We start from the raw sequence: 23,408 nt of genomic DNA, 5'->3' as shown, positions 1-23,408 counted from the left end.
CTGCTGCTTTCAGGCGCAAAATATACACACAGGTCTGGCATGCTTCGCCAAAGCCTCCCGAATGATGAGACAGGCCGGCCGTCAGGAGACGTGCACGCTCTGCCTGATGCGCGCCTGGGTGGCGTCGTCACAGGTGGCCTTGGCGCAGAAGTACATGACGAGCATGGTCTTCGGCTCGCGGTCGATCACGTAGCTGACGAAACCGAGCCTGGTGCCGGTGACCGGGTCGCGCAGCGCGCCGTCGAAGCGGGTCGCGGGGCTGTTGCCGGCCTGGTCGGGCACGGGTCTGCCGACGTCGACCTGGCCGGGCAGCAGGGCGTCCATCTTGGCCTTCATCTGCTCGGAGGTGCCGCCGGCGTCGAGCGTGTCGGAGACCTGGACGTACAGACCGGAGGCGCTGTCGGGCTCGTCGGCGACGATCTCCGAGACCGTCGACCAGTCGGCGGCGGGGCCGGCGACGAACAACTTCTCGAATTCGGTGGCATGCGGCGAGGCCACCGCGAACAGGTCCTGATGGGTGCGTACGGCCCAGTCGCCGGGGTACTCGAACGTGAGCGGCGCGGCGGAGCTGGTCTTGTAACGGGACCAGGTGTCCCCCTGGTGGTTCATGACGATCATCACGACCAGGGCGAGCGCCGCGGCGGCGGCGACCAGCGTGGCCGCCACGATCGGGACGCGTCCGGGACGCCTCGCCGCGGACGGCTGCGTGGGCGCCCCTTGGGCACCGCCCGGAGACCGCGCGAACGCCGGCCCAGCGTTCGGCCCTGTGTGGGACCCGGCATGTTCACCGGCATGTGAACCGGCAGGGGACCCGGCATGCGAACCGGACTGCGCGGCCGGGTGTGGGCCCGGCTGGGCGGCGTGCCGCCCGGGCCGGAGTACGGGGTGCGGGCCCGAGCCCGGCGTGGGGCGGGGCACGAGATGCGGCCCCGAGGACCCTCCCGGCGAAGGCTCCCCCTGGTGCCCGCTCATCGCCTCGCGCAGCGCGGTCACGAACGCCGCGCAGGTCGCGTAGCGCTGCTCGGGCGCCTTGGCCAGCGCGCGCATCATCACGGCGTCGACCCGCGGCGGCAGCTCGGGCCTGAGCTGCGACAGCGGCGTCGGCTGCTCGGCCAGGTGGGCCCAGAGCAGCGCGATGTCGTTCTCACGCTGGAACGGCAGCCGCGCCGACAGCGCCTCGTAGACGACGCAGGCCAGCGCGTACTGGTCGCAGCGGCCGTCGATGGTCTCCTTGTTGATCTGCTCGGGCGACATGTAGCGGGGCGTGCCGATGAACTGGTCGGTCTGGGTCAGCCCGGAGATCGACGAGCGGTGCTTGGTGATGCCGAAGTCGGTGAGGTAGACGTGGTCGCCGGCCAGCAGGATGTTGGCCGGCTTGACGTCGCGGTGGATCAGGTCGTGCGCGTGGGCGGCGTCGAGCGCGGCGGCGACCTGGGCGAAGATCTGGTTGGCCGGGCCGAGCGGCAGCGGCCCGCGGTCGTAGATGAGGCGGCGCAGGTCGAGGCCGTCGACGTAGCGCATGGCGATGTAGAGCACGCCGTCGGCGTCGGCGTTCGCCTCGTAGATCGGGATGATGTTGGGGTGCTCGATGCTGGCGACCGTCCTGGACTCCAGGATGAACCGCTGCCTGAACCGGTCGTCGACGCTGAGCACCGGGTTGAGGATCTTCAGCGCCACGCGGCGGCTCAACCGGGGGTCGAGCGCCAGGTAGACGACGGCCATGCCGCCCTTGCCGACGATGTCCTCGATGTAGTATCCGGCCACCTCCTGGCCGATGAGCGATCTTTCGTTCACGTGCATCACGTCTCGGTGGGGTGGCCGCAGTAGCCGCAGAAACGATGCGCGGGGCCGAGCTTCATACCGCACGAGGTGCAGTATTTGATCGCCGGGTCCGGCGCGGTCATCACCTGCTGCTGCGGGGCCATGTGGAACGGCTGGGAGCGCCGTACGACCACGGTCTGGTGGGCGCCGTCGTCGGGCGGTGGACCGGCCGCGAGCGGCTGCGCCGGCGTGGTCACTTCTTCGGGATCGCGGCGGCGCCACAGCAGATAAGCCCCGCCGCCCGCGGCCAGGAAGAGGATCCCCGCCGCCAGGAGGAACGGCCACAGCGGGGTGGAGCCGGCCGGTTCGGCCGCCGCCTCCCGCGTGCCCTGGTCCTCGGGGCCGCCCCGCTTGGCGAGCGAGGTCTTGAGCAGCTCCGCGGCCACCACGTTGCCCGGGTAGAGCTCGAGCACGCGCTGGAAGCCCGGCGCCGCCTCGGTGAAGTATTTCGTGTGGTAGCGGGTCAGCGCCGCCTCGAACGCCGTGTCGATCGCGCCCCTGCGCGGCTCCACCCCGGCCTCCGTGAGGGCCTTGGTGATCTCCCTGACGCCGATCATCCTGGCGTCGTCGCCGCCGCCGACGAGCAGGCCGATGACGTGGCCGTCCTTGTCGCCGATGACCGGCGCGCCGATCATGCCCCTGTCGGCCAGGCCGCCGAGCTTGACCGGCTCGTTCACCTTCTTGTCGGGGTCGGTGAAGGGCCTGCCGGCGTCGCCCGACGTGCCTCCCTTGCCCAGGTGGGCGATCTCGACCGTGTGGGTGGTCTTCGGGCCGGGACGGCCCAGGAAGCCGGCCACGCTGGTGGGCGCGCCCTGCTGGTCGGGCACCTTGTCCGCGAGCGGCGCGGTGGGCATGCCGACGCTCCCCGTCACGGGGTCGAGCGGTACCAGAACGGCGGGGCTGTCGGCTTTCCCGCCCGCCCTGGCGAGCTTGAGCTTGTAGCCGTCGGCGCTGGCCGGCGACACGTTGGGGAAGGCGGTGATCTCCGTGGTCACGTTGATGATGCAGGTGGCCGTGTCACTCTTGGGCGGGTAGCAGTCCTGCAGGTGCCGGTCGAGCAGCTCGTTCGAGAGCTCGTGCTTCTTGTCGTCGGCCGGGATCTCGACGTCGTGGTGCTCGGCGAAGATCTTGTTCGCTGCGCGTACGGCGACGTCGTCGTCGTTCACCGCCAGGCGGCGGAGCGCGACGACGCTCCCGTCGGGGCTGATGACGGTCCCCGTTCCCGCGGCGAACGGGAAGTCGTAGGACCGCTCCACATGTTTGAGCCGGCCGACGTGGTCGAGCAGGGTGATCTCCACGTGGGACACGGCCTCCAGCCGTACCACGGCGGGGCTCACCAGGTCGGTGATCCCGCTGGGATGCTCGTGTGCGGCGACCGGCATCGCGACCAGCACGAGCGCCGCCGCGACGCCACTGGCAAGAGCTCTGAGGCGCGCCATCTCTCCGCTCCCAAAGGCTGGATTAAGACCAGGGTCCCAATCGGGTGCCGTAAGTCAATAGACGACTACGTAGACAAGCGCTTGCTCGTGGACATGACGTACGCGGATGGGGTTCGTGATCGGCGTCGATGTCGGTGGCACCTTCACCGACGTGGTCCTTCGCGCCAAGGAGACCCGGCGCGGCACGTTGGCCGTGGCCAAAGTATTGAGCACCCACTACGACCCCATCGCGGGAATCCTCGCCGGCGTTACGCGCGCGCTCGGCGACCGCGACCCCACCCAGGTCGAACGGGTGGTGCACGCCACCACGCTGGCGACCAACGCGGTGCTCGAACGCACCGGCGTACGGGTGGCTCATGTCACCACCCAGGGCTTTCGCGCCACCATCCGGCGGTGTCATCTCCGCCAGCTGGCCGCCCGGCGGGCGGTGGCCACGATCGAGTCGGGCCCCGCCGCGGGAGTGCCGGCCGCGGCGGGCGCCGGGCGGGCACCGGCGTGCCCATCAGGACCCCGGCCATCGACCTGGCCGAGGTCGGCGCGGGCGGCGGCAGCGTGGCGTGGCTCGACCCCGCGGGCGCGCTGCGCGTGGGTGTCACGGTCGGTGGACGTGCGTTTCCAGGGCCAGTCGCACGACCTGAGCGTCCCGTGGAGCGCCGACCGCGCGGCGACCGGCTCCGGCTGCCGCCGCCGGGCCGCGACGGCGGGCCGCCGGGGCGGCTGGGCGGGTTCTTCAAGCGTCATCTGGACGGGACCGTGGAGCGCCTGGCGTCGAAGGTCAAGGCGGGGCGCGTCACCCCCCGGGGAGCGGCCGAGGACTACGGCGTCGGCGCTCAGTAGTCGGTCAGGTCGGCGGGATCGAAGCTCACGGGGTAGGGAGCGGAGAGGCTGACCTTGTCTCCGGCCTGGTGAGTGCTGGGCCCCCGGTAGGAGCCCTCGTCGAGCTCGTGAACGTAGAGCGCCGGCCCTTCGTCGAGCTCGACGCGCCAGTAGGTGGGGATGCCCGCCGCCGCGTATGCGGCGGCCTTGGTCGCCCTGTCGCGGATCTTGGTGGTCGGGCTGACCACCTCGACGGCCAGGAGCACGTCCTCGGGCGCGAACATCAGTTTCACCGACCGGGCTCTCTCCTTCGGCACCACCACGATGTCAGGGATGTAGAAGTCCTTGTCCGATGCCCGCACGTTGACGGTGGAGAACACCTTCAGGTGCGGCGGCGCCGCTTGATGGAGAATCGTCTGCAGAAGGAAGATCGCGTCCTGGTGCAGGGGGGTGGGGGCAGGGCTCACGAGTAGGCTCCCGTTGAAGAGCTCGTATCGGTTCCCGTCGTCGGGGAACCTGAGCAGGTCGTCGACGGTGAACGGCGGCGCACCCGGGAGAACCGTGCGCCTCGTGGTCGGCTCATCCGCGGCCGTTCCGCTCTTCGGTTCGATCGTCGCCATTGCGGTCACCCACTCAGTATCGGGAGTCACGCCCTCGCCCACATGCTACTTCCCCGAAAATCATCACCCTGGGTGACGGAGACGCCACGATTCGGCGCCGCGCCGGACCGCCTGGTGCACCGCCGCGATCACGGCCGACCTCGAGGCGGGGCGCGTCACTCCCCGAAGAGGCCGAGGACTACGGGGTCAGCCTCTGAGACGCATCAACTGGGCGGGATCGAAGGTCACGGAGAAGGGCGCCGGCAGGGTGATCATGTTTCCGGCCTTGTGAACGGCGGGTCCCGCGTAGGAGTGGCCGTCGAGTTCGTAGACGTAGATTCTCGGCCCTTCCATGGGCTCGACACGCCAGTAGAGGGGAATGCCCGCTTCCGCGTACGCCTCCACCTTGACCGCTCTGTCGACGGACTTGCTGCTCGGGCTGACCACCTCGATGGCGAGGAGCAGGTCGCCGGGTGAGTACATCAGGTCCACCCCGTCGGACACTGCCTCGGGAACGACGACGAGGTCGGGGATGTAGAAGTTCTCGTTGCTGTAGCCAACGTTGACCGTGGTCAGGCACTCCAGTTCGGGCGGCGCCGCGCTCTGTAGGATGATCATCAGCCGGGTGATCACACGCTGGTGCAGAGGGGTGGGGGCAGGGCTCACGAGTAGGCTCCCGTTGAAGAGCTCGTATCGGTTCCCGTCGTCGGGGAACCTGAGCAGGTCGTCGACGGTGAACGGCGGCGCACCCGGGAGAACCGTGCGCCTCGTGGTCGGCTCATCCGCGGCCGTTCCGCTCTTCGGTTCGATCGTCGCCATTGCGGTCACCCACTCAGTATCGGGAGTCACGCCCTCGCCCACATGCTACTTCCCAGAAAGTCCTCACTTTGAGTGATGGACACGCCACGCCTCGGCGCCGCGCCGGACCGCCTGGTGCACCGCCCGCGCCACCCGCGCCCCCCACTCCGAGCGCGGCCCGCCGAACACCTCCCGCGACCCGCCGGCGGGCACATCGGCGGGCACATCGGCGGGCACATCGGCGGGCACCACCACGCAGACCGCGTCGGAGGCCGTGCCCGTGCAGGGGAACCCTGCCTCGATGAGCGCCTGCGTCTTCGCCTCGGTGACCGTCATGACCGTGTTCACCAGCGCGGCGTCCGTCATCGCCACCGGCAGCACGGTGACGATGTTGACCGTGCCCACCCGCATGGGCGCGAGCTCGAGGTCCTCGGCGCCTTCCGGGGCGGCGGCCCACGTGGGCACCCGCAGCCCGACGGTGGCCACCGCCTCCACGCCACCGTCCGCGGCGCGCGCGTAGCGGTCGACGGACGCGGCGGTCATCATCCCGACCCCGTCACCCGCGGGGCCTAACGACCGCAGGTGCTCGGCCGGGTCCATTCGCGCGTAGCCGGCCACGACCTGCGCGTTCAGCACCCACGCGCGGGCCCCGATCCCGCCGCCCAGCATCGCGGAGGAGATCATCCGCCATCCGGGCCCGAACTCCCACAGCAGCGACCCGAGCCGGGCGCCCTCCTCCACGCGGAACGTCAGCTTCACGGTCCTCCCCTGACCAGGTGCACGACGGGCCGCCCGTCGGGCCCGGGCTCGATCTTGACCTGGGCGTCGAAGTGCCGTCCCACCAGCGCCTCGGTCAGCACCTGGGCGGGCTTGCCCGCGGCCACCGCCCGTCCCTCGGCCATGAGGAGCAGGGAGTCGGCGTAGAGCCCCGCCACGGTCAGGTCGTGCAGGGTGGTGACGACGGTCAGCCCGTCGGCCCTGCGCAGGCGGTCGACCAGCTCCAGCACCTGCTGCTGGTGCCCGAGGTCGAGCGCCGTCGTCGGCTCGTCGAGCAGCAGCACGGGGGCCTCCTGGGCGAGCGCCCTGGCCAGCACCACGCGCTGCCGCTCCCCGCCGGACAGCTCGCCGACGCGACGGGTGGCCAGTCCCGTCAGGTCGAGCCGGTCGAGCACGGAGGCGGTGACCCGACGGTCGTGCCCGCTCTCCCTTCCGAGGTAGGGGATGTACGGGGTGCGCCCGAGCAGCGCGTAGTCGAAGACCGACATGTCGGGCGGCAGGGCCGGCGACTGCGGCGCGTACGCCACCAGCCTGGCCCGCGCGCGGGGCTTGAGCGCGGCGGCCGGCCGGGAGTCGATGGTGACCTCGCCCCGGTGCGCGACCAGGCCCATGACCGCTTTGAGCAGCGTGGACTTGCCGGCGCCGTTGGGCCCGATGATGGCCAGCCATTCGCCGCGCCGCACGTCGAGGCCGACGTCCGCGACGACGTCGCGCCCGCCGAGCCGCACGGAGACGGCGCTGATCCCGATCATGTGGCCGCCCGCCTGGTCACGCGCAGGATGCCGACGAAGAACGGCGCTCCCACGAACATGGTCACCACGCCGATCGGCAGCTCGGCGGGCGCCAGCACGGTGCGCGCGACGAGATCGGCCAGCACCAGGAAGGCCGCGCCGCCGATCAGCGAGAGCGGCAGCACGCTCCGGTACGAGCCGCCCGCCAGCCGTCTCACGACGTGCGGGACGACGATGCCCACGAACCCGATCAGCCCGCTCACCGCCACGGCCGAGGCGGTGGCCAGCGACGCCGCCAGCAACACCGTGAAACGCACCCTCGCTGCGCGCACCCCGAGGCTGGTGGCCTCCTCGTCGCCCACGGACAACACGTCGAGCATCCTCCCGTGCAGCAGGAGCAGGACGGCGGAGACGGCGCCGTACGGCAGGACCAGCCAGAGCTGGTCCCATCCGCCGCCGACGTCGCCGAGGATCCACGAGTAGATGCGCTGCAGCTCCTCGACCTTGAGCTGCTGGACGAACGTCTGGATCGCGGTCAGGAACGACGTGACCGCCACCCCGGCCAGCACCAGCGTGGCGGTGCCGCCCGCGCGCCCGGCGGCGTTGCCCAGCGTGTACGCCAGGAAGACGCCGCCCACGGCCCCGGCGAAGGCCGCGATCGGCACACTGCCCTCCGCGGCGGGCAGCAGCACGATGGCCGCGGTCGCCGCGAGCCCCGCGCCGGCGGCCGCGCCCAGCAGGTAGGGGTCCGCGAGCGGGTTGCGGAACACCCCCTGGTACCCCGCCCCGGCCATGGCCAGCAGCCCGCCGACCACGGCGGCGACCAGGACCCGGGGCAGCCGCAGCTCGAACAGCAGCCCCTGCTCGACGGGGGCGAGCCCCGAGTCGACGTGGACGAGCGGCAGCCAGTCCGCGACCTGCAGCACGACCTGCCACGGCGAGATGTCGGCGGCCCCGTCGAGCAGCCCGGCGACCATGGTGGCGGCCAGCACGCCCAGGGCGCTCGCCACCCAGGCGGGTCTGGCCCTGGACGGGCGGGCCTGCGTGGTCACGGTCGGCTCGTGCCGTCCCCTGCGCCCGCTTCGGTCACGGCGGCGCCGATCGCCTCGGCCAGCTCGACGACGCGCGGCCCCCAGCGGGAGGCGATGTCGTCGTCGAGCTGGATCACCTGGTCGTTCTTGAGCGCCGCCAGGTTCTTCCATCCGGGCCGCTTGGCCAGGGTCTCCTTGCTCTGCCCGCAACACTTGACATCCGCCAGGAAGATCAGGTCGGGGTCGGCCTGGGCGACGAACTCGGCGGAGAGCTTGGGGTAGCCGCCCGCGGACGCGGGCGCCTTGTCGGCGATGTTGGTGAGGCCGAAGATGCCGTAGATCTGGCCGATGAACGTCTTCGACGTCGCGGCGTACGGCGTCTGGTCCAGCTCGTGGTAGTAGGTGAGCTTCTTGTCCTTCGGCGCCTCGGCGGCCAGCTTGTCCATGGCCGTCTTCATGCCGGAGACGACCTCCTCGGCCTTGGCCTTGTTGCCGGTGGCGGCGCCGAGCTCGAGGATCTCCTCGTACGTGTCGTCGAGCTTGGTGGCGGCGGGCTGCACCAGGACGGGCACGTTCACCTTGCCCAGCTCGGCGACGATCTTGTTGAGGTCGTCGGAGACGACGACCAGGTCGGGCTTCTCGGCCACGATGGCCTCGACGTTGGGCTCGAAGCCCGACAGGTCGGTCTTGGGAGCCTCCGGCGGGTAGTTCGACTGGTTGTCCACGGCGACGACCTGGGGGCCCGCGCCGATGGCGAAGAGCGTCTCGGTGTGGGTGGCCGACAGCGAGACGACGCGCTCCGGCCTCCTGGCGATGGTGACCTGGCCGTTGCCGGCCTCGATCGTGACGGGGAACTCTCCCGGGGGGGCGGCGGGGGCCGAGGACGCGGGGGCGGAGGAGGGGGTGGCTGTCGTGCCGGCCTGGCCACAGCCGGCCAGGACGAGCGTTCCCAGCAGCGCGCCCGCGAAGGCCGTTCGTACGGGCCTCACGAGTAGTCCTTTCACACTGTCGGAACCGAGAGACCCGCATAGAGCGACGGATCACCCTTTTCCACGAGGGCTGATGACGTCGGCGCAGCGGCAGGCGACCTGGCTATGACAGTTGCGGGACAGCGCCGGATTCGCACCGGACTTCGCTGCAACGCTGCGCGTCGGACAAACGCTATCAATCCCCCGATGGCGCCGGGCGTCAAGGGGCCAGTTGGGCCTCCGCCTCGGCGATGATCCGCTGGAGCCGGAGCCCGTGGGCGGCGTCGAGCGGGTGCCCGCCGCCGTTGCGCACGGTCTCCGCGAACTCCGCGGCCACGTTCTCGAGGGGGTCGTCGTCGAACGGCAGCAGCACGGCGTTGCCGGTGCGGCCGTACACGGCGAACGACGACGGGGGCAGGTCGCCGACGGCGGTCATGCACAGGGACACCTCGCTGACGGCGCCGTTCTCGTGCTCCAGCAGCAGCCCGGTCCAGCCGAGGGGGTGGCCGTGCGCGCGCACGCCGGTCACCCGGCCGAGCGCGGCGTCCAGCATGTCGATGACGTGCGGACCGACGTCCAGGAGCGCGCCTCGTTCGAGCCGCCACGGGGTGGCGAAGTGGTGGTCGCCGAGGAGGGCGCCGGAGATGTTGGCGGCGTGGCCGCCGAACGCCTCGATCTCGGCGCACCGGGCGAGGAAGATGCGGGTCTGGGTGGCGTACCGCATGGTGAGCACCATCTGGGAGGCGACGCCCGCCTCCGCCACGGCGCCGGCCAGGCGCTCGGCGGCTTCGAGCGAGTCGGCCAGCGGCTTCTCCAGCAGCAGCGCCTTGCCCGCGCGGGCGGCGCGGACGCCGATCTCGGCCTGAACGGCCGGCGGCACGCAGAACGCGACGGCCTCGCAGGCGTCGAAGAGCTCCTCGACCCGCTCGAACACCGGCGCGCCGAACCTGCCCGCCGCCTCCGGCCTGCGGGCCCACACCCCGGCCAGCCGCGTGTGCGGCCCTCTGGCCAGCATCGGCGCGTGCGCCATCTCCGCCCACGGCCCCGCTCCGACCAGCCCGACCGCCACCGGCTCCATGCGCCCCTCCTCGACCTATACAAAACCCGCAATATTTGACATCTAACCCTCCAGTAGCGTTCCTACGCTCCCTTCTCACCCCGAAACTGACGCTTTCCTGCTATATCCGGACGTCACGACCGCTCCTGCGCGCGCTCGCCACCTGACGCCTGGCCGCGACGGGCCGTACCGGATGATGGACACCATGGACGAGATGTTGCTGCTCCGGCACGGCGCGACAGAGTGGAGCCAGGCAGGCAAGCACACCGGCCGCACCGACCTGCCGCTGACCGGCGACGGCGAGGAGCAGGCCAGGGCGCTGGCGCCGCTGGTCAAGGGGCGCGAGTTCGGCCTCGTGCTGGTCTCGCCAGCCCAGCGCGCGCGGCGCACGGCGGACCTGGCCGGGCTCAACGGCTACCGGGTGGACGCCGACCTGTGGGAATGGGACTACGGCGGCTACGAGGGCATCACCACGCCCGAGATCCGCGAGAGCCGCCCCGGGTGGTACCTGTGGCGCGACGGCGTGATCCCCGGCGACGCCGAGCACCCAGGGGAGAGCGCCGCGGAGGTCGCCGCCCGTGCCGACCGGGTGATCGAACGGGCGCGCGCCGCGCGGGGACGGGTGGCGCTGGTGGCGCACGGCCACTTCCTGCGCGTCCTGGCCGCCCGCTGGCTGGGGCTCGGCCCCGCGGAGGGGCGGCTGTTCAGGCTCGACACGGGCACGTACTCGCGGCTCGGCTTCGAGCACGCCGAGCCGGTGCTCATGACGTGGAACGCCCCGGCCGGCTGCCTCCAGGCGTCCTGACCGCGCCCGGCTCGGCGTCGGCCGGCACCGGGGAAGGTCGCGGGCCGCGCCCGGTGAGCCACTCCAGGACCCTGCGGTGCCCGGCGGCGGCGTCCTCGAAATGGCCCCAGTGCCAGTACCGCGGCTGGTCGCGGATGCCGGTCACCCAGGTCCGGTAGGAGACGGAGGCGCCCGCGGTGGCGGGAGCCACGCCGTAGGTGCGGATCACGACCTTGCCGCCCGGCGCGAACAGCACGTCGTCGGCGATCGGGTACCACGTCATCTGGTCGAGCATGACCCCGATCCTCACCCCGGCCGGAGGCAGGGCGGTTACACCTGCGGCTCGCCCCCGTTAAGCGGGCGAGCCGCAGGTGAACACGGTGTTACACCAGCAGTCCGTCGAACTCTCCGTCCTTCACCCCGAGCACCAGGGCCCGGATCTCGTCGCGGGTATAGATGAGGGCAGGGCCGTCGGGGAAACGCGAGTTGCGCACCGCGATCCCTCCATCGGGAAGCTCCGCGAGCTCCACACAGTTGCCCTGCGAGTTGCTGTAGTGGCTCTTGCGCCAGGCGACCTGGGTCAGGTCCGCCGCGGGCATGCCGTTGTAGGTCTGGTTCATCTACATCTTTCTGAGAAGACCGCCGATGAGCTCGACGGTGCCCCCTGGCGTGGTGCTCTCCACGCACAGTTGCTCCATTGCCGTGAGATACGGATCGATGTCCTCACGCTTGTCCAGGTACAGGGCACCCCAGAGCTGCTCGACGTAGACAACGTCCGACAAGTCGGACTCGGGAAACCGCAAGATGCTGAACGCGCCCCCCTCAGCGGCATGTTTGCCGAACCTGAAGGGCATCACCTGAAGGGTGATGTTGGGAAGGGCAGCGACTTCCAGCAGATGCTGGAGCTGCTCGGCCATGACCTCCCGCCCGCCGATGGTCCTCTTGAGCGCCGCTTCGTCGACGACGGCCCACAGCCGGGGCCCGTCCTTCTGCGTGAAGCGCTCCTGGCGCTGCATGCGCATGTGCACGCGGCGCTCGATTCTCTCCGGACTCGCATCGGGGTTGCCAAGCTGGAAGACCGAACGCGCGTACGCGGCCGTCTGCAGCAGGCCCGGCACGAACTGCACCTCATAGGTGCGGATCACGCTGGCGGCCTCCTCCAGGCCCACGTACGTGGTGAACCACGCCGGCAACTCCGCCGAGTACTTGTGCCACCACCCGGGGGTGTTGGCCTCGCGAACCATTTCCAGTAGGGCACGGCGCTCGGCATCGTCGACGACGCCGTACAGGGTGAGCAGGTCTTCCACGTCACGTGTCTTGAAGCCGACGCGCCCGAGTTCCATGCGGCTGATCTTGGACTCGGACGCCCGGATGTGAAATCCGGCCTGAGCACGGTCCAGGCCGCTGGTTTCACGCAGGCGCCTGAGACTCGCCCCCAGCATGATGCGCCGAACGGTCGAGCCGGAACCGGGCGGATCAATGGACACGTGCTGCTCCTTGGTCGTTTCCTTGCGACTCAGTCTGTCACTTCACAGCCCAAAGATCATGGGCCGCGGACAAGATCCCCTTTCCCCCATATTGACCTTTTGAGGGAAACCGTAGCGCGTGCACGTGTTGTCTGCACGTGCATTCGCTCTTGCAGTTGCACGAGAGTTTGGCGCAGAATGATCTACGTGCAATCCACCACGGCGCCCGGCCAGTGGACGACGTTCGATTGGTGGCCTCCGGTCGGCTGGTGGCCGGAGGCGGCCCGCGATCTGCTGGCCCCTGGCCCGTCGACGAGCGCCACGTTCGTGCTGCCGCCCACCGCCTCCTCGGTCCACTCGGCCCGCAGCTTCGGCGCCGGCGTCCTGACCGGGTGGGGGCTGACCGAACTCATCGAGAACATGGAACTGGTGGTCTCCGAGCTGGCCACCAACGCCCTCCGCCACGGCCTCTGCCTCGACGACCCACGCCGCGAACGCGCCGTCCACATGTCCCTGGTGCGCCGCGGGCCGCTCGTGACCAGCGCGTTCACCGATCCAGGGTCATCGGTGCCGGTGCTGCGATACCCTGGCCCCCTTGACACCGGTGGCCTCGGACTCCACATCGTCGAATCACTCAGCCTCCGCTGGGGCTGGTCCGCACTCGCACCTCACGGAAAGATCGTCTGGGCAGTCCTCTCCTGACCGGGGGTGATCTGCATTACCGTGGATGGTCATGGCTCACGGTGAGTCCCTTGCGCGCGACCCCATGAGAGTGCTGACAGATGGAAGATCACCTGCTCGGCTGGCTGCGAACACTAGAGGAAGACCGGCTCGGCCGCGTCCTGGCCAACAGGCCTGACGCCATCGCCGCGCCCTGGCCACGGCGGCTCGACACCCTGGCCCAGCGACTGGGCAACGGCTTCGCCGTCATGGAGACCCTGCGGAGGCTCCCGCTCCCCTGCCTGCAACTGGCCGAGGCGGCCCTGGCCATGAGCCGTCCCACGGCCGACCGGCTGGCGGCATTCGTCGACGCCCGGCTCGATGACGTGACCCCCTGGCTCGAACACCTCTACGACCACGCGCTGGCCTGGCCAGGCGACGACGGCGTGATCCATCTGGCCGAGGGCGTGACGCGCTGGTGGTCGGCGCCGCTGAGCCTGGGCGAGCCGCTCGACCACTACCTCAATTCCTGGACGATCAGCAACGACGCGCTGCACGCGCTGGCCCGCAACCTCGGCCTGCCCGCGCAGGGCAACAAGCGCCGCGCGATCGCCCGCGTCACCGAGGCGCTCGGCGACGGCGAGCGGGTGCGGGCGATGGTGTCCAAGGCCCCCGAGGGCACCGTCCCGCTGCTCGACCGGTTCGCCTGGGAGGGCCCCACGCTCAACGTCGACGGAGGCCGCTTCGTCATCCCCGGCACGCCGGAGAAGTGGTGCGCCGACCACGGCTTGTTGTTCAGGCCGAGCTGGCACGTCGCCGAGATCCCCCGCGAGGTGGCGATCTGCCTGCGCGGCCCCGGCTACCACCCGCCCTACATGCCCGAGTCGCCGGAGGTGGCCACCATCCCGGTCGACCCCGAAGAGGTCGACCACCTGATGACGCTGGCCGCGCCGCACGTGGTGGAGCGGTGCGCGGCCCTGCTGGACAACACCGCGAAAACGCCGCTGCCGCTGCTCAAGACCGGCGGCGTGGGCGTGCGCGAGGTGCGCAGGATCGCCAAGGAGACCGGCTGCGACGAGGACGAGACGCGGCTGCTGCTGGAGATCTGCGCGGTCGCCAGGCTGCTGGCCTGGGACGAGCAGTCCGGCGGCATGATCCCCACCGAGCGCTACGACCGGTGGCGGCTCGACGAGGGCTCGGCCAGGCTCAGGGTGCTGCTGTCGGCGTGGTGGCGTATGGAGCGCTCGTCGCTGCGCAGGGTCGACGGCAAGTACGGCACCGTGCTCGGCGACGACCCCACCGGGAGCGCGGTGGCCAGGGTCCGCCGGGCCGTGCTGTCGGTGCTGGCCCATCTGCCCGCCGGCACGGCGTTCGCCGGCCGCGACAGCCTCATGGGCAGCGTGCACTGGCACGCGCCGCTGATCGACCTGGAGCTGCTGCGGGAGTGCGCCCCCGCCGTGCTCGACGAGGCCAGGCTGCTGGGGCTGCTGGCCAACAACGCGCTCACCGACCTGGGCCGGGCCCTGGCGGGCCTGACCGCCAGGGCGGGCGACGAGAACGACGCCGCCGTGCCCATGGTCGAGCACGACCCGGTGCTGTCCGAGGCGGCCACGAGGGCGCTGGCGAGCGTCCGCAGGAGCGCCCTGTTCGGCCCCGACCTCACCGCTGTCGTGACCGGACCGCCGTCGGCCGAGCTGGCGGAGCTGCTCGACCGGACCGCCGAGCGCGAGTCGCGGGGCGCCGCCTCGGTGTGGCGGTTCACCACGGAAAGCGTGCGCCGGGCGCTCGACCGCGGCTACGAACCCGACGAGCTGCTCGACGAGCTGGCCGGGGTCGGCACCATCCCGCAGCCGCTTGAATACCTCGTGCGCGACACCGCGCGCCGGCACGGCGAGGTGACGGTCACCACGGTCGGCTGCGTCGTCCAGGCCGCCGACCCGACGCTGCTGGCCGAGATCGCCGCCCACCGGCGGCTGGGCAAGCTGGGCCTGCGGCTGCTCGCCCCCACGGTGCTGGTCAGCGCCGCGCCCGCCGAGCGCACCCTCGCCGCGCTGCGGGAGGTCGGTTACTCCCCCGTGCCCGTGGCCGACACCGGCGAGATCACCATCCACCGGGCCAGGTCCACCCACCAGGACGAGCCGCACAACGGCAAGCTGATCCTGCTGCCCGGCGGCCAGGTGGCCGAGCTGTCCGACTTCACCGGCATCACCGAACTCGAGGCGCCCCCCTACATGCTGGCCGAGCCGCCGCCCGACCCCTTCGAGCACGCCCGCCGCCTGATCGTCGCCAGCCGGGCCGACGCCGGCTCGAGCGGCCGCACCTGGGCGGTCATCGGCCGGATGGCCACCAGGCTGCCGACGGCCCAGCAGTCGCTGCTCGGTTTCGTGGTCGACCGCGGCGTGCGCGCCGGCATCACGCTCACCGACGGGCTGACCGCCACGATCAGCCACGGCGAGCTCAAGGGCGGTGCGCTCGACGCGTGGTGCGAGGAGGCGGGCGACTACCTGGAGTTCCCCCTGGCCGAGATCGTCGAGGTCAGAGGCGCACACTGACGGTGCGTGTCAGGCGGAGGCGGCGACGCGGCGGCGGGCCTCCGGAACGATCAGCGGCGTGGCCGTCTGCGGGTCCTGGATGATCTCGCAGCGCAGGTCGAACACCTGCCGCACCAGCTCCGGCGTGACGACGTCGGCCGGCTCCCCCTCGGCGACGATCTCGCCGCCGCGCATCACGATCAGGTGGGTCGCGTACCGGCAGGCCTGGTTCAGGTCGTGCAGCACGGCCACCATGGTCCGCCCGGCCTCGTGCAGGTCGGCGCAGAGGTCGAGCACCTCGATCTGGTGGGAGATGTCCAGGAACGTGGTCGGCTCGTCCAGCAGCAGGATCGGCGTCTCCTGCGCCAGCGCCATGGCCAGCCACACCCGCTGCCGCTGGCCTCCCGACAGCTCGTCCACGATCCGGTCGCCGAGCTCGGTCACGTCGGTGGCGCGCATGGCCTCGCTCACCGCCCTCTCGTCGGCCTTCGACCACTGCCGCATGAGCCGCTGGTGCGGGTAGCGGCCGCGGGCCACCAGGTCGGCCACGGTGATGCCGTCGGGCACGATCGAGGTCTGCGGGAGCAGGCCGAGCCGCCTGGCCACCTCCTTCGACGGCAGGGAGGTGATGACGCTCCCGTCGAGGTGAACGGCGCCCGTCCTGGGCCTGAGCATCCTGGCCAGCGCCCGCAGCAGGGTGGACTTGCCGCAGGCGTTCGGACCGATGATCACGGTGAAGGACTCGTCGGGGATCGACACGTTCAGGTCCGCGGCCACGACGCGCTGGTCGTAGGCGAGGGTGAGGCTGGTGCCGGACAGGCGGGAGGCCATCAGCGGAGATCCTTTCGCCGGGGCGGTGGCCATCAGTGGCGGTCCTTTCGCAGGAGCAGGACGAGGTAGGTGCCGCCGATGGCGGCGGTCAGCACGCCGACGGGCAGCTGCGTGGGGGCCAGCAGCCGCTGCGCGGCCAGGTCGGCGGCGGTGAGCAGGACGGCGCCGGTCAGCGCCGAGGCGCCCATCGTCACGCCCGGCGAGCGGGTGAGCCGCCGGGCGAGCTGCGGCGCGGCCAGCGCGACGAAGATGACGGGCCCGGCGGCGGCCGTGGCCACCCCGGACAGCAGCACCCCGACCGCGATGGCCACCGCGCGCACGGCCTCGACCCTGATGCCCATGGCCCTGGCCGCGTCGTCACCCATCTCGATCATCCGCATGGGCCGCGACACGTACGCGCTCACGGGCAGCAGCACGGCCAGCGCCAGCGCCACGGGCCCCGCGTGGTCCCAGCCGCGCCCGCTCAGGCTGCCCGTCAGCCAGGCGCCCGCGGTGGCGGCGTCGTTGATGTTCGCCCGGGTCAGCAGGTAGGAGTTGACCGCGAGCAGCAACGCGTTCGCCCCGATGCCGACCAGCACCAGCCGGTAGCCCTGCACGCCGCCCCGGTAGGCCAGCGCGTACACCAGCACGGCGGTGACCACGCACCCCGCCAGGGCGCCGCCGGCGATCGTCATGGCCGAGCCGCCGGCGACCACCGCGATGATGCCGCCGGTCGACGCCCCGGCCGTGAAGCCGATGAAGTCGGGGCTGCCCAGCGGGTTCCTGGTGAGGCTCTGGAAGATCGCGCCGCTCAGCCCGAACGCCGCCCCTACCAGCAGCCCCGTCACCACCCGCGGGGCGCGGAGCTTGCCGACGATCAGCTCGGCGACCGGCGTGCCCTGGCCTAAGACCGCGGTGACGATGTCCGGCACGGGCACCGTGTACTCGCCCGTCGCCAGGGCCGCCACGCTCACGGCGCAGGCGAGCACGACCAGCGCGGCGCCGACGAGCAGGGCGCGGGGCGCGAGCCGTACGGACCAGGATCCGACGCGGATGGTCACAGCGCCGCCACCCGCCTCCGCCTGGCCAGCATGATGAAGATCGGCGCGCCGATCACCGCCCACACGATGCCCACCTGCACCTCTCCTGGCCGCGCGATGAGCCGGCCCGCCACGTCGGCCGCCAGCAGCAGCACCGGCGCGGCCAGCGCCGAGTACGGCAGCACCCACCGCTGGTCGGGCCCCACCACCGCGCGCACGGCGTGCGGCACGATCAGCCCGACGAACCACAGCGGCCCCGCGGCGGCGGTGGCCGCGCCGCACAGCAGCGTGACGGCGACCCCGGTGAGGATCCTGGTGCGGTTGACGGCGACGCCGAGCGCCCTGCCCGCGTCGTCGCCGAGGGCGAGCGTGTTGAGCGGCCGGGCCAGCATCAGGCCGAGCACCAGGCCGGCGGCCATGAACGGCGCCAGCCGCGCGAGCGTGTCGGCCGTCTGCCCGGCCAGCGAGCCGGTCAGCCAGAACCGCATGCGGTCGAAGGTCTGGGAGTCCATGCGCAGGATGGCCGAGGCGATCGCCGTGCAGACCATGCCGAACGCGACGCCCGCGAGCGTCAGGCGTACCGGGCTGGAGCCCGAGCGGCCGGAGGAGGCGAGGGCGTAGACGGCGGCGGAGGCCAGCGCCGCCCCGCCGAACGCGAACCACACGTAGACGGCGGGGTCGGAGAGCCCGAACAGGCCGAGCGCCAGCGTGACGCCGAGCGCGGCGCCCTCGTTGATGCCCAGCAGCCCGGGGTCGGCGAGCGGGTTGCGGGTCAGGCTCTGCATGAGCGCGCCCGCCAGCCCCAGGGTGGCGCCCACGCCGATGCCGAGCAGCGTGCGCGGGACGCGCAGCTCGCGGATGACCGTGTGGTCGTTGGAGCCGTCAGGGGCCAGGAAGGCGTCGATCACCGTGCCGAACGACACGCCGCGCGCGCCCAGCGCCACGCCGGCCATCGCCGTCAGTGCGAGCACCCCCACCGCGACGACCAGCCCGGCGGCCAGGATCGCGGGCCGCCCCTTGCGGTCGCGGGCGGCGCTCGCGTCCCCGCCGGCCCCTGCGACCGGTACGGCCGTGTCCTCAGCCGGACGCACCCGGCCCCCTCTCGTAGCGGTCAAACTTAGGCAAGGCTAATCTAATGGCCTGTAAACAAGGCAAGCCTAACCACTGAGGAGATGCAGATGTCGGGACCCGTACTGCCGCGCAGGGGTTTCCTGTCGGCCACGGCAGGACTCGCGGCGGCCCTGACACTCGCGGCGTGCGGAGGCGGCACCGAGACGGCGCCCACCGCGGCGGGCTCCTCCGCGCCGGCCGGCCAGGGCTGGTCGTTCACCGACGACCGCGGCAAGAAGCTGGAGCTGGCCCGGCCGCCTGCCAGGATCGTCGCCCAGGTGGGCTCGGCCGCGGCCCTGTGGGACTTCGGCGTGCGCCCCATCGCCGTCTTCGGCCCGCACAAGCTCAAGGACGGCGCCAAGGACCCGCAGGTCGGCAACGTCGACATCACCAAGGTCGAGGGCCTGGGCAACGTGTGGGACGAGTTCAACGTCGAGAAGTACATCTCCCTCCAGCCAGAACTCCTGGTCAGCAGCATGTACGTCAAGGACACCCTCTGGTACGTGCCCGAGAAGTCCAAGGACACCATCGAGCAGGTCGCCCCGACCGCGGGCATCATGCTCACCGGCAGGAGCGCCACCGAGGTGATCGGCACATACGAGGAGCTGGCCACGTCGCTGGGCGCCGACATGTCGGGCGTGCCCGAGGCCAAGGCCCGCATGGAGGCCGCCACCGAGGAGCTCGCGCGGTTCAAGGACCTCAAGATCCTCATGATGTCCGGCGGCCCCGACCAGATGTGGGTGGTCAACCCGCCCGAATATCCGGACATCGTGCACCTCACCGCGGCCGGGCTCGACGTCGTCACGCCGTCGAAGGTGGACGAGGGCGGCTTCTTCCAGACGTTGAGCTGGGAGAACGCCGACACCTACGACGCCGACGTGATCCTCTACGACACGCGCACCCAGTCGCTCAAGCCGGAGGAGATGCTGAAGAAGCCCACCTTCGCCAAGCTGCCCGCGGTCGAGGCCGGCCAGTTCTACCCGTGGCGCGCGGAGGTGCCCTTCAGCTACCAGGGCTATGCGGCGTTCCTCGAGGAGCTGGTGGCCAACCTGAAGAAGGCCCGGCCGCTCGGCTAGCCCAGCCGGGGGTCAGCGCGCTCCGCAACGGCGCACCACGAGCAGGGCCAGCGCGCGCGTGACGTCCAGCAGCTCGCTCAGCGCGACCTGCTCCCTGGGGGCGTGCGCGAACCGCACGTCTCCGGGGCCGTAGTGCAGGGTCGGGATGCCGCCCGCCGTGTACAGACGCAGGTCACTGCCGTACGGCGCCGCCGACTCCACCGGCAGGGCGCCCGTCGTGTCGGCGACCGCCCGGCTCACCTCGCCGAGCAGCTCGTGCCCCGCGGGCAGCCGGCCGCTGGCGAACTGCCCGCCCGGCCACGTCACCACCGGCGGGTTGGCCCGCAACCAGGGGTGCGCGACCTGTGCGACCGCCTCCTCGAACGCCGCCCGCGCCGCGGCCGGGTCCTCGTCCAGCCGCACCCCGAGCCGCCCCTCCGCGACCAGCAGGTCGGGCACGGTGCTGGCCCAGTCTCCTGCGCGCACGGTGCCGATCTCGATCGGATACGGCAGTGCGGTGCCGCGGAACACCTCGGGCACGTCGCTGTTGCGCGCCGCCTCCAGCCGCCTGATCGCCTCGAACACCGGCCAGAACACCTCGACCGCGTTGACGCCCTCCTGACGGGTGGCGCCGTGGGCGGCCAGCCCGGCGATCTCCAGCCGGAACGTCAGCGCGCCCGCGTTGGCGGTGATGACCGCGCCGCTGGTGGGCTCGCTGATGACCGCGGCCTCGGCCGTGTGCCCCCTGGCCAGGGTGGCGAACGCGCCCAGCCCGCCGTCCTCCTCGCTGATCACGCAGTGCACGGCCAGCGGCCTGACGAGCCGGATCCCGGCCCGGCGGATCGCCCTGGCCACGGCCAGGTTGGCGACGAGCCCGGCCTTCATGTCGCACGCGCCCCTGCCGTGCAGCACGTCGCCGCTGATCCTGGCGGCGAACGGGTCGCTGCCCTCCCACTTGGCCAGATCGCCGGTGGGGACCACGTCGACGTGGCCTTGGAGCGCCAGCGCGGGGGCGCCCTCCCCCTCGGTCACGGCCACGACGCCGTACCCCTCGGTTCGCGGGGCCTCGGTGCCGGGGAAACCGGGGCGGTCGCCGAGCTCGGCGAGGTCCAGCTTCCACACGTCCACGTCCATGCCCAGGTCGGCGAGCAGGCGGGCGTAGTGGTGCTGCAGGTCGGACTCGGCGTCGGTGCCGGTGACGCTGGGGACCCTGACGGCTTCCGCCAGCAGGTTGACCGTCTCCGCCGTGTCGATGGCGTCGAGTACGCGGGCTTCTACGTCGTGCACGCTGCATTGTCGCATGCCGCCCGCGTTGTCTCGTTCGGGGTGTTCTTTCGTGGGCGGCGTTCAGCAGCCCTCGGCCCGCACGTCGCTGAAGCGCACCGCGAAGCCCTTGCCGGCGGGGGCGGCTGCCATGGCGCCGGCCATCGCGGGCCGGCCGGGCGGGAAGTGGGCCAGGCGGAGCATGGTCTCCGGCGGGTCGCCGTCGAGGCCGTAGCGCACGGTGACCGCGTCGCCGGCGCGCTCGAGCGTGAACGTCACCCACTGCGCCGCGCGTCCGAGCGGGAGCACCGACCAGTCGGAGAACTCCCTGGTCACGACCGTGCTGAGGTGGAAGCCGCCGTCGACGTATTCCACGCCGGCCTTGATCCAGTGCTGCTCGTCGATCCGCAGCACGGCGCCCGCCTGGTCGTACTGCTCGGCGTAGTCACCGGTGAACGTGACGGAGAGCAGCAGGTCGCCGGGCAGGGTGCGGCCGAACATGTGGGCGCTGTCGTAGGTATAGCCGTAGTGGGTCCGGCGCCACATGTCGGTGGCGGGTTCGCAGAAGAGGCTCAAGCCGTCGTCGGCGGTCCATTCGCGGGGAGGGTTGAGCCATTGCCAGCCGGTCTCGCCAAAGGCCGTGATCATGACGTGATCCTGCCACGATCCGGGCGTCCCGGTAAGCGCCCCCGAGGCGGGCGGCGGCCGACCTGGAATTCGGGCGTCCGGTGGCTCGTAAACTTGGGCCTGTGGAAGAGCCCAAGTTCGAGATTCAGATGCTGCACGACCGGGTCATGATCAGCATGGAGCAGGAGGCCGGGGAGCGGCGCAGCGGCTCCGGGATCGTCATCCCCGCGACGGTCAAGATGGCCAACCGCCTGGCCTGGGGCGAGGTCTGCGGCGTCGGCACGAACGTGCGCTCGGTCAAGGTCGGCGACAAGGTGCTGTTCAATCCGGAGGACCAGTCCGAGGTCGAGGTGCACGCGCGGGTCTATCTGGTGATGCGCGAGCGCGACCTGCACGCGGTGGCCACCCAGGAGACCGACCACGGCACCGGCCTCTATCTATGACGCCGGCGACGTCCTGACGAAGGAGAGCCAGAGGTCGGCGTCCCACGTCCTGGCGGGCACGTTGGCCAGCACGCGGGTGACCTTGCCCTTGAGGTCGAGCACCGCCAGGCGGTAGGCGTCCTCGTGCGCGAGGACGGCGATGACGTGCTCGTCGTCCCACCAGCCCCACACCGCGCGCGGCGCCGCGCCGACCCGTGCGGCGATCTTTCCTGTGGCGGGGTCGACCAGGCAGAGCTGCTCCCTGAAACGTTCGGGGCACCACGTGGCCAGCCGCTCGCCGGACGGGGAGAAGGCGTCCTCGGGGCCGGTCGGCGGGCCCGCGTCCGCGTACGTGCGCATGACCGCGCCGTCGGACGCCCGATGGACGCGCAGGCCGGTGCCGTGCCTGGACACGAGCCGGCCGTCGGGGCTCCACCAGAAGCCGGCGTTCGCGCTCAGGCCCGCGATCCTGACCGTGCGGGCGGTCTTGGCGGCCACGTCCACGACCGCGAAGCCGAGCACCCGCCACGTGCCGCTCACCTTCTGCTCGACCGTGAGCGCGACCTTCTTGCCGTCGCGGGTCCAGGAGGCGTAGGAGGCGGTCATGGGCCTCTTGACCGTGCGGATCGTGGTGGTCTCGCCGGTGGTGCGGTCGGTGACGAGGAGCGCGTCGTGGCCCGATCGGTACGCCCTGGGCACCCCGACCGCCAGCCGTCCGCCGGGCGAGAGCGACACCTCGGAGAGGGCCTTCCGCCGGGCGAAGGCGTTGCCGGTGGCGGATCTCAGATAGGTGTCCCGGGTGCCGAGGCCGTAGGCGCTGAGCCGTACGGGATCGCCCGCTTTTTCGCGATATTTCATGCCGCCAGTGCCGGGGAGCTCCAGATCTGCCCTTACGGCGGCCCGTGCGGGCGGGGACGCGGCCGGCGTGGGCGACGCCGCGATGGGGGTGGGGAACGTCAGGGACAACGCGATGGCGATGGTGGCGATCACGCCCGCAGAATAGGCACGAATCCGCGGGTTTTCCGGCGTGATGCCGACTAGGTATGTACGTAGCTCAGCGCGAACCCGATGACGTCGAAGCCGACCGTGCGCAGGCCCAGATAGACGATCAGCCCGGCTGCGGCCAGGGTCACGGCGAGCACCACGATGCGCACCGTCCAGCCCTGCCGTTTGTACCACTCCGTCCAGGCGTGCAACACGCGCTTGCCGAACTCCAGCAGCTTGTGCGCCCAGTGGAACTCCGTGGCCAGCACCGCCAGCCCGGCGAACACGACCAGCCACCCCGGGCCGGGGAACGGCACCATGATCAGCCCGCCGACCACCATGACCGTCCCGATCACGCCGATCACGATCTTCAGCGTCAGCGCGCCCGTACGGGTCGAGCGGATGCCGTCCAGCCAGCCGTGGATGCCCCTGCGCCGACCGGGCATGCTGGACCGACCGGCGGCCCGCCGCTTGATCACGTCGGCGTCGCCGGTGTCGGAGCTCTGAATCGTCACATTTCCCCCCGGCAGTCGGTGTGCCCCCAGGATACGGTGCTGCCCTCAGCCACACTTGCAGACAGCTAACAAAACGCCAAACCCGCAGATGGGTAAAATCTCCT

General features: G+C 71.5%; 25 protein-coding genes, 1 pseudogene and 1 riboswitch. Of the genes and pseudogenes, 7 read left to right on the top strand and 19 right to left on the bottom strand.

Going from position 1 to position 23,408, the window contains the following annotated elements; translation table 11 throughout:
- Positions 1–81 precede the first annotated feature (81 nt).
- Positions 82–1,800, bottom strand: a complete 1,719-nt coding sequence (locus ABGB01_RS26300; RefSeq protein ID WP_347776206.1) for a protein kinase — start codon at positions 1,798–1,800, stop codon at positions 82–84.
- Positions 1,800–3,260 carry a zinc ribbon domain-containing protein gene (locus tag ABGB01_RS26295; RefSeq protein WP_347776205.1) on the bottom strand — a complete coding sequence of 487 codons (1,461 nt, stop codon included), beginning with the start codon at positions 3,258–3,260 and terminating at the stop codon, positions 1,800–1,802. Before ABGB01_RS26295 ends, ABGB01_RS26300 begins: the two co-directional genes overlap by 1 nt.
- A gap of 106 nt (positions 3,261–3,366) precedes the next feature.
- Here ABGB01_RS26295 and ABGB01_RS26290 point away from each other — a divergent pair.
- A pseudogene (locus ABGB01_RS26290) lies at positions 3,367–3,594 on the top strand (hydantoinase/oxoprolinase N-terminal domain-containing protein); the annotation flags it as partial.
- Positions 3,595–3,755: 161 nt separating this feature from the next.
- Positions 3,756–4,097, top strand: coding sequence for a hydantoinase/oxoprolinase family protein (locus ABGB01_RS26285; protein ID WP_347776361.1), 342 nt, complete (start codon positions 3,756–3,758; stop codon positions 4,095–4,097).
- On the opposite strand, the gene ABGB01_RS26280 is transcribed toward ABGB01_RS26285, so the two are convergent.
- From ABGB01_RS26280 to ABGB01_RS26250, 7 genes are all read right to left on the bottom strand, one after another.
- A complete protein-coding gene (locus ABGB01_RS26280) occupies positions 4,091–4,696 on the bottom strand; it encodes a Uma2 family endonuclease (RefSeq protein ID WP_347776358.1) in 606 nt (201 codons plus the stop codon). The two genes, ABGB01_RS26285 and ABGB01_RS26280, sit on opposite strands and share 7 nt — an antisense overlap.
- Before the next feature lie 186 nt (positions 4,697–4,882).
- Positions 4,883–5,494: a Uma2 family endonuclease gene (locus ABGB01_RS26275; RefSeq protein WP_347776357.1), complete on the bottom strand. Its 612-nt coding sequence runs from the start codon at positions 5,492–5,494 to the stop codon at positions 4,883–4,885.
- Positions 5,495–5,557: 63 nt separating this feature from the next.
- Entirely contained in the window at positions 5,558–6,232 is a 675-nt protein-coding gene (locus ABGB01_RS26270; RefSeq protein WP_347776204.1) for an adenosylcobinamide amidohydrolase, read from the bottom strand.
- Positions 6,229–7,002, bottom strand: a complete 774-nt coding sequence (locus ABGB01_RS26265) for an ABC transporter ATP-binding protein (protein ID WP_347776203.1) — start codon at positions 7,000–7,002, stop codon at positions 6,229–6,231. The genes ABGB01_RS26270 and ABGB01_RS26265 overlap by 4 nt, the downstream gene beginning before the upstream one ends.
- Positions 6,999–8,033 carry an iron ABC transporter permease gene (locus tag ABGB01_RS26260; protein WP_347776202.1) on the bottom strand — a complete coding sequence of 345 codons (1,035 nt, stop codon included), beginning with the start codon at positions 8,031–8,033 and terminating at the stop codon, positions 6,999–7,001. The genes ABGB01_RS26265 and ABGB01_RS26260 overlap by 4 nt, the downstream gene beginning before the upstream one ends.
- A complete protein-coding gene (locus ABGB01_RS26255; RefSeq protein WP_347776201.1) occupies positions 8,030–9,001 on the bottom strand; it encodes an ABC transporter substrate-binding protein in 972 nt (323 codons plus the stop codon). The genes ABGB01_RS26260 and ABGB01_RS26255 overlap by 4 nt, the downstream gene beginning before the upstream one ends.
- 71 nt (positions 9,002–9,072) lie before the next feature.
- Positions 9,073–9,190, bottom strand: a riboswitch (cobalamin riboswitch).
- A gap of 10 nt (positions 9,191–9,200) precedes the next feature.
- A complete protein-coding gene (locus ABGB01_RS26250) occupies positions 9,201–10,058 on the bottom strand; it encodes a Gfo/Idh/MocA family oxidoreductase (protein ID WP_347776200.1) in 858 nt (285 codons plus the stop codon).
- Between the two features lie 184 nt (positions 10,059–10,242).
- Here ABGB01_RS26250 and ABGB01_RS26245 point away from each other — a divergent pair, with 184 nt between their 5' ends.
- Positions 10,243–10,842 (top strand): histidine phosphatase family protein, encoded by a 600-nt coding sequence (locus tag ABGB01_RS26245; protein ID WP_347776199.1) that lies wholly within the window; start codon positions 10,243–10,245, stop codon positions 10,840–10,842.
- Here ABGB01_RS26245 and ABGB01_RS26240 read toward each other — a convergent pair.
- The 3 genes from ABGB01_RS26240 to ABGB01_RS26230 all read right to left on the bottom strand — a co-directional run bounded on the left by ABGB01_RS26240 (position 10,799) and on the right by ABGB01_RS26230 (position 12,263).
- On the bottom strand, positions 10,799–11,116 hold the full coding sequence (locus ABGB01_RS26240) for a hypothetical protein (RefSeq protein ID WP_347776198.1): 318 nt from the start codon (positions 11,114–11,116) through the stop codon (positions 10,799–10,801). The genes ABGB01_RS26245 and ABGB01_RS26240 overlap by 44 nt on opposite strands.
- An 88-nt stretch (positions 11,117–11,204) precedes the next feature.
- Positions 11,205–11,441: a DUF397 domain-containing protein gene (locus ABGB01_RS26235; protein WP_347776197.1), complete on the bottom strand. Its 237-nt coding sequence runs from the start codon at positions 11,439–11,441 to the stop codon at positions 11,205–11,207.
- Positions 11,442–12,263 carry a helix-turn-helix transcriptional regulator gene (locus ABGB01_RS26230; protein WP_347776356.1) on the bottom strand — a complete coding sequence of 274 codons (822 nt, stop codon included), beginning with the start codon at positions 12,261–12,263 and terminating at the stop codon, positions 11,442–11,444.
- 222 nt (positions 12,264–12,485) lie between these two features.
- Between ABGB01_RS26230 and ABGB01_RS26225 the strand changes: the two genes are divergently transcribed.
- On the top strand, positions 12,486–12,989 hold the full coding sequence (locus ABGB01_RS26225) for an ATP-binding protein (RefSeq protein ID WP_132605034.1): 504 nt from the start codon (positions 12,486–12,488) through the stop codon (positions 12,987–12,989).
- A gap of 80 nt (positions 12,990–13,069) precedes the next feature.
- Positions 13,070–15,499: a helicase-associated domain-containing protein gene (locus ABGB01_RS26220; protein ID WP_347776196.1), complete on the top strand. Its 2,430-nt coding sequence runs from the start codon at positions 13,070–13,072 to the stop codon at positions 15,497–15,499.
- Positions 15,500–15,508: 9 nt separating this feature from the next.
- On the opposite strand, the gene ABGB01_RS26215 is transcribed toward ABGB01_RS26220, so the two are convergent.
- From ABGB01_RS26215 to ABGB01_RS26205, 3 genes are read right to left on the bottom strand one after another with little or no spacing between them, the layout of a single operon-like run.
- A complete protein-coding gene (locus ABGB01_RS26215; RefSeq protein ID WP_347776195.1) occupies positions 15,509–16,309 on the bottom strand; it encodes an ABC transporter ATP-binding protein in 801 nt (266 codons plus the stop codon).
- Between the two features lie 32 nt (positions 16,310–16,341).
- Complete coding sequence (locus tag ABGB01_RS26210; RefSeq protein WP_347776194.1) at positions 16,342–17,349, bottom strand: iron chelate uptake ABC transporter family permease subunit; 1,008 nt, start codon at positions 17,347–17,349, stop codon at positions 16,342–16,344.
- On the bottom strand, positions 17,346–18,419 hold the full coding sequence (locus ABGB01_RS26205; RefSeq protein WP_347776193.1) for an iron chelate uptake ABC transporter family permease subunit: 1,074 nt from the start codon (positions 18,417–18,419) through the stop codon (positions 17,346–17,348). Before ABGB01_RS26205 ends, ABGB01_RS26210 begins: the two co-directional genes overlap by 4 nt.
- Before the next feature lie 87 nt (positions 18,420–18,506).
- Between ABGB01_RS26205 and ABGB01_RS26200 the strand changes: the two genes are divergently transcribed.
- Entirely contained in the window at positions 18,507–19,514 is a 1,008-nt protein-coding gene (locus ABGB01_RS26200) for an ABC transporter substrate-binding protein (protein ID WP_347776192.1), read from the top strand.
- A gap of 12 nt (positions 19,515–19,526) precedes the next feature.
- Here the strand turns inward: ABGB01_RS26200 and ABGB01_RS26195 are convergent, their stop codons facing one another.
- Positions 19,527–20,780 carry an ArgE/DapE family deacylase gene (locus ABGB01_RS26195; protein WP_347776191.1) on the bottom strand — a complete coding sequence of 418 codons (1,254 nt, stop codon included), beginning with the start codon at positions 20,778–20,780 and terminating at the stop codon, positions 19,527–19,529.
- A gap of 60 nt (positions 20,781–20,840) precedes the next feature.
- Positions 20,841–21,404 carry a DUF1349 domain-containing protein gene (locus ABGB01_RS26190; RefSeq protein WP_347776190.1) on the bottom strand — a complete coding sequence of 188 codons (564 nt, stop codon included), beginning with the start codon at positions 21,402–21,404 and terminating at the stop codon, positions 20,841–20,843.
- Between the two features lie 101 nt (positions 21,405–21,505).
- Here ABGB01_RS26190 and ABGB01_RS26185 point away from each other — a divergent pair, with 101 nt between their 5' ends.
- A complete protein-coding gene (locus tag ABGB01_RS26185; RefSeq protein WP_181958388.1) occupies positions 21,506–21,826 on the top strand; it encodes a co-chaperone GroES in 321 nt (106 codons plus the stop codon).
- On the opposite strand, the gene ABGB01_RS26180 is transcribed toward ABGB01_RS26185, so the two are convergent.
- Positions 21,821–22,795, bottom strand: a complete 975-nt coding sequence (locus ABGB01_RS26180; RefSeq protein WP_347776189.1) for a hypothetical protein — start codon at positions 22,793–22,795, stop codon at positions 21,821–21,823. The genes ABGB01_RS26185 and ABGB01_RS26180 overlap by 6 nt on opposite strands.
- A gap of 47 nt (positions 22,796–22,842) precedes the next feature.
- Positions 22,843–23,304, bottom strand: a complete 462-nt coding sequence (locus ABGB01_RS26175) for a TIGR02611 family protein (RefSeq protein WP_347776188.1) — start codon at positions 23,302–23,304, stop codon at positions 22,843–22,845.
- Positions 23,305–23,408 lie beyond the last annotated feature (104 nt).

This window comes from Nonomuraea sp. B5E05 (assembly GCF_039880665.1).
GTDB lineage: Bacteria > Actinomycetota > Actinomycetes > Streptosporangiales > Streptosporangiaceae > Nonomuraea.
This window is presented reverse-complemented; position numbering and strand designations above follow the sequence as displayed.

Excerpts from the sequence above, each read along its gene's own strand:
- ABGB01_RS26295 (WP_347776205.1), bottom strand. The coding sequence starts at position 3,260 with ATGGCGCGCCTCAGAGCTCTTGCCAGTGGCGTCGCGGCGGCGCTCGTG.
- ABGB01_RS26235 (WP_347776197.1), bottom strand. The coding sequence starts at position 11,441 with ATGAACCAGACCTACAACGGCATGCCCGCGGCGGACCTGACCCAGGTC.
- ABGB01_RS26190 (WP_347776190.1), bottom strand. The coding sequence starts at position 21,404 with ATGATCACGGCCTTTGGCGAGACCGGCTGGCAATGGCTCAACCCTCCC.
- ABGB01_RS26200 (WP_347776192.1), top strand. The coding sequence starts at position 18,507 with ATGTCGGGACCCGTACTGCCGCGCAGGGGTTTCCTGTCGGCCACGGCA.
- ABGB01_RS26300 (WP_347776206.1), bottom strand. The coding sequence starts at position 1,800 with ATGCACGTGAACGAAAGATCGCTCATCGGCCAGGAGGTGGCCGGATAC.
- ABGB01_RS26280 (WP_347776358.1), bottom strand. The coding sequence starts at position 4,696 with ATGGCGACGATCGAACCGAAGAGCGGAACGGCCGCGGATGAGCCGACC.
- ABGB01_RS26225 (WP_132605034.1), top strand. The coding sequence starts at position 12,486 with ATGATCTACGTGCAATCCACCACGGCGCCCGGCCAGTGGACGACGTTC.
- ABGB01_RS26220 (WP_347776196.1), top strand. The coding sequence starts at position 13,070 with ATGGAAGATCACCTGCTCGGCTGGCTGCGAACACTAGAGGAAGACCGG.
- ABGB01_RS26230 (WP_347776356.1), bottom strand. The coding sequence starts at position 12,263 with ATGCTGGGGGCGAGTCTCAGGCGCCTGCGTGAAACCAGCGGCCTGGAC.
- ABGB01_RS26245 (WP_347776199.1), top strand. The coding sequence starts at position 10,243 with ATGGACGAGATGTTGCTGCTCCGGCACGGCGCGACAGAGTGGAGCCAG.
- ABGB01_RS26250 (WP_347776200.1), bottom strand. The coding sequence starts at position 10,058 with ATGGAGCCGGTGGCGGTCGGGCTGGTCGGAGCGGGGCCGTGGGCGGAG.
- ABGB01_RS26215 (WP_347776195.1), bottom strand. The coding sequence starts at position 16,309 with ATGGCCTCCCGCCTGTCCGGCACCAGCCTCACCCTCGCCTACGACCAG.
- ABGB01_RS26240 (WP_347776198.1), bottom strand. The coding sequence starts at position 11,116 with ATGCTCGACCAGATGACGTGGTACCCGATCGCCGACGACGTGCTGTTC.
- ABGB01_RS26265 (WP_347776203.1), bottom strand. The coding sequence starts at position 7,002 with ATGATCGGGATCAGCGCCGTCTCCGTGCGGCTCGGCGGGCGCGACGTC.
- ABGB01_RS26275 (WP_347776357.1), bottom strand. The coding sequence starts at position 5,494 with ATGGCGACGATCGAACCGAAGAGCGGAACGGCCGCGGATGAGCCGACC.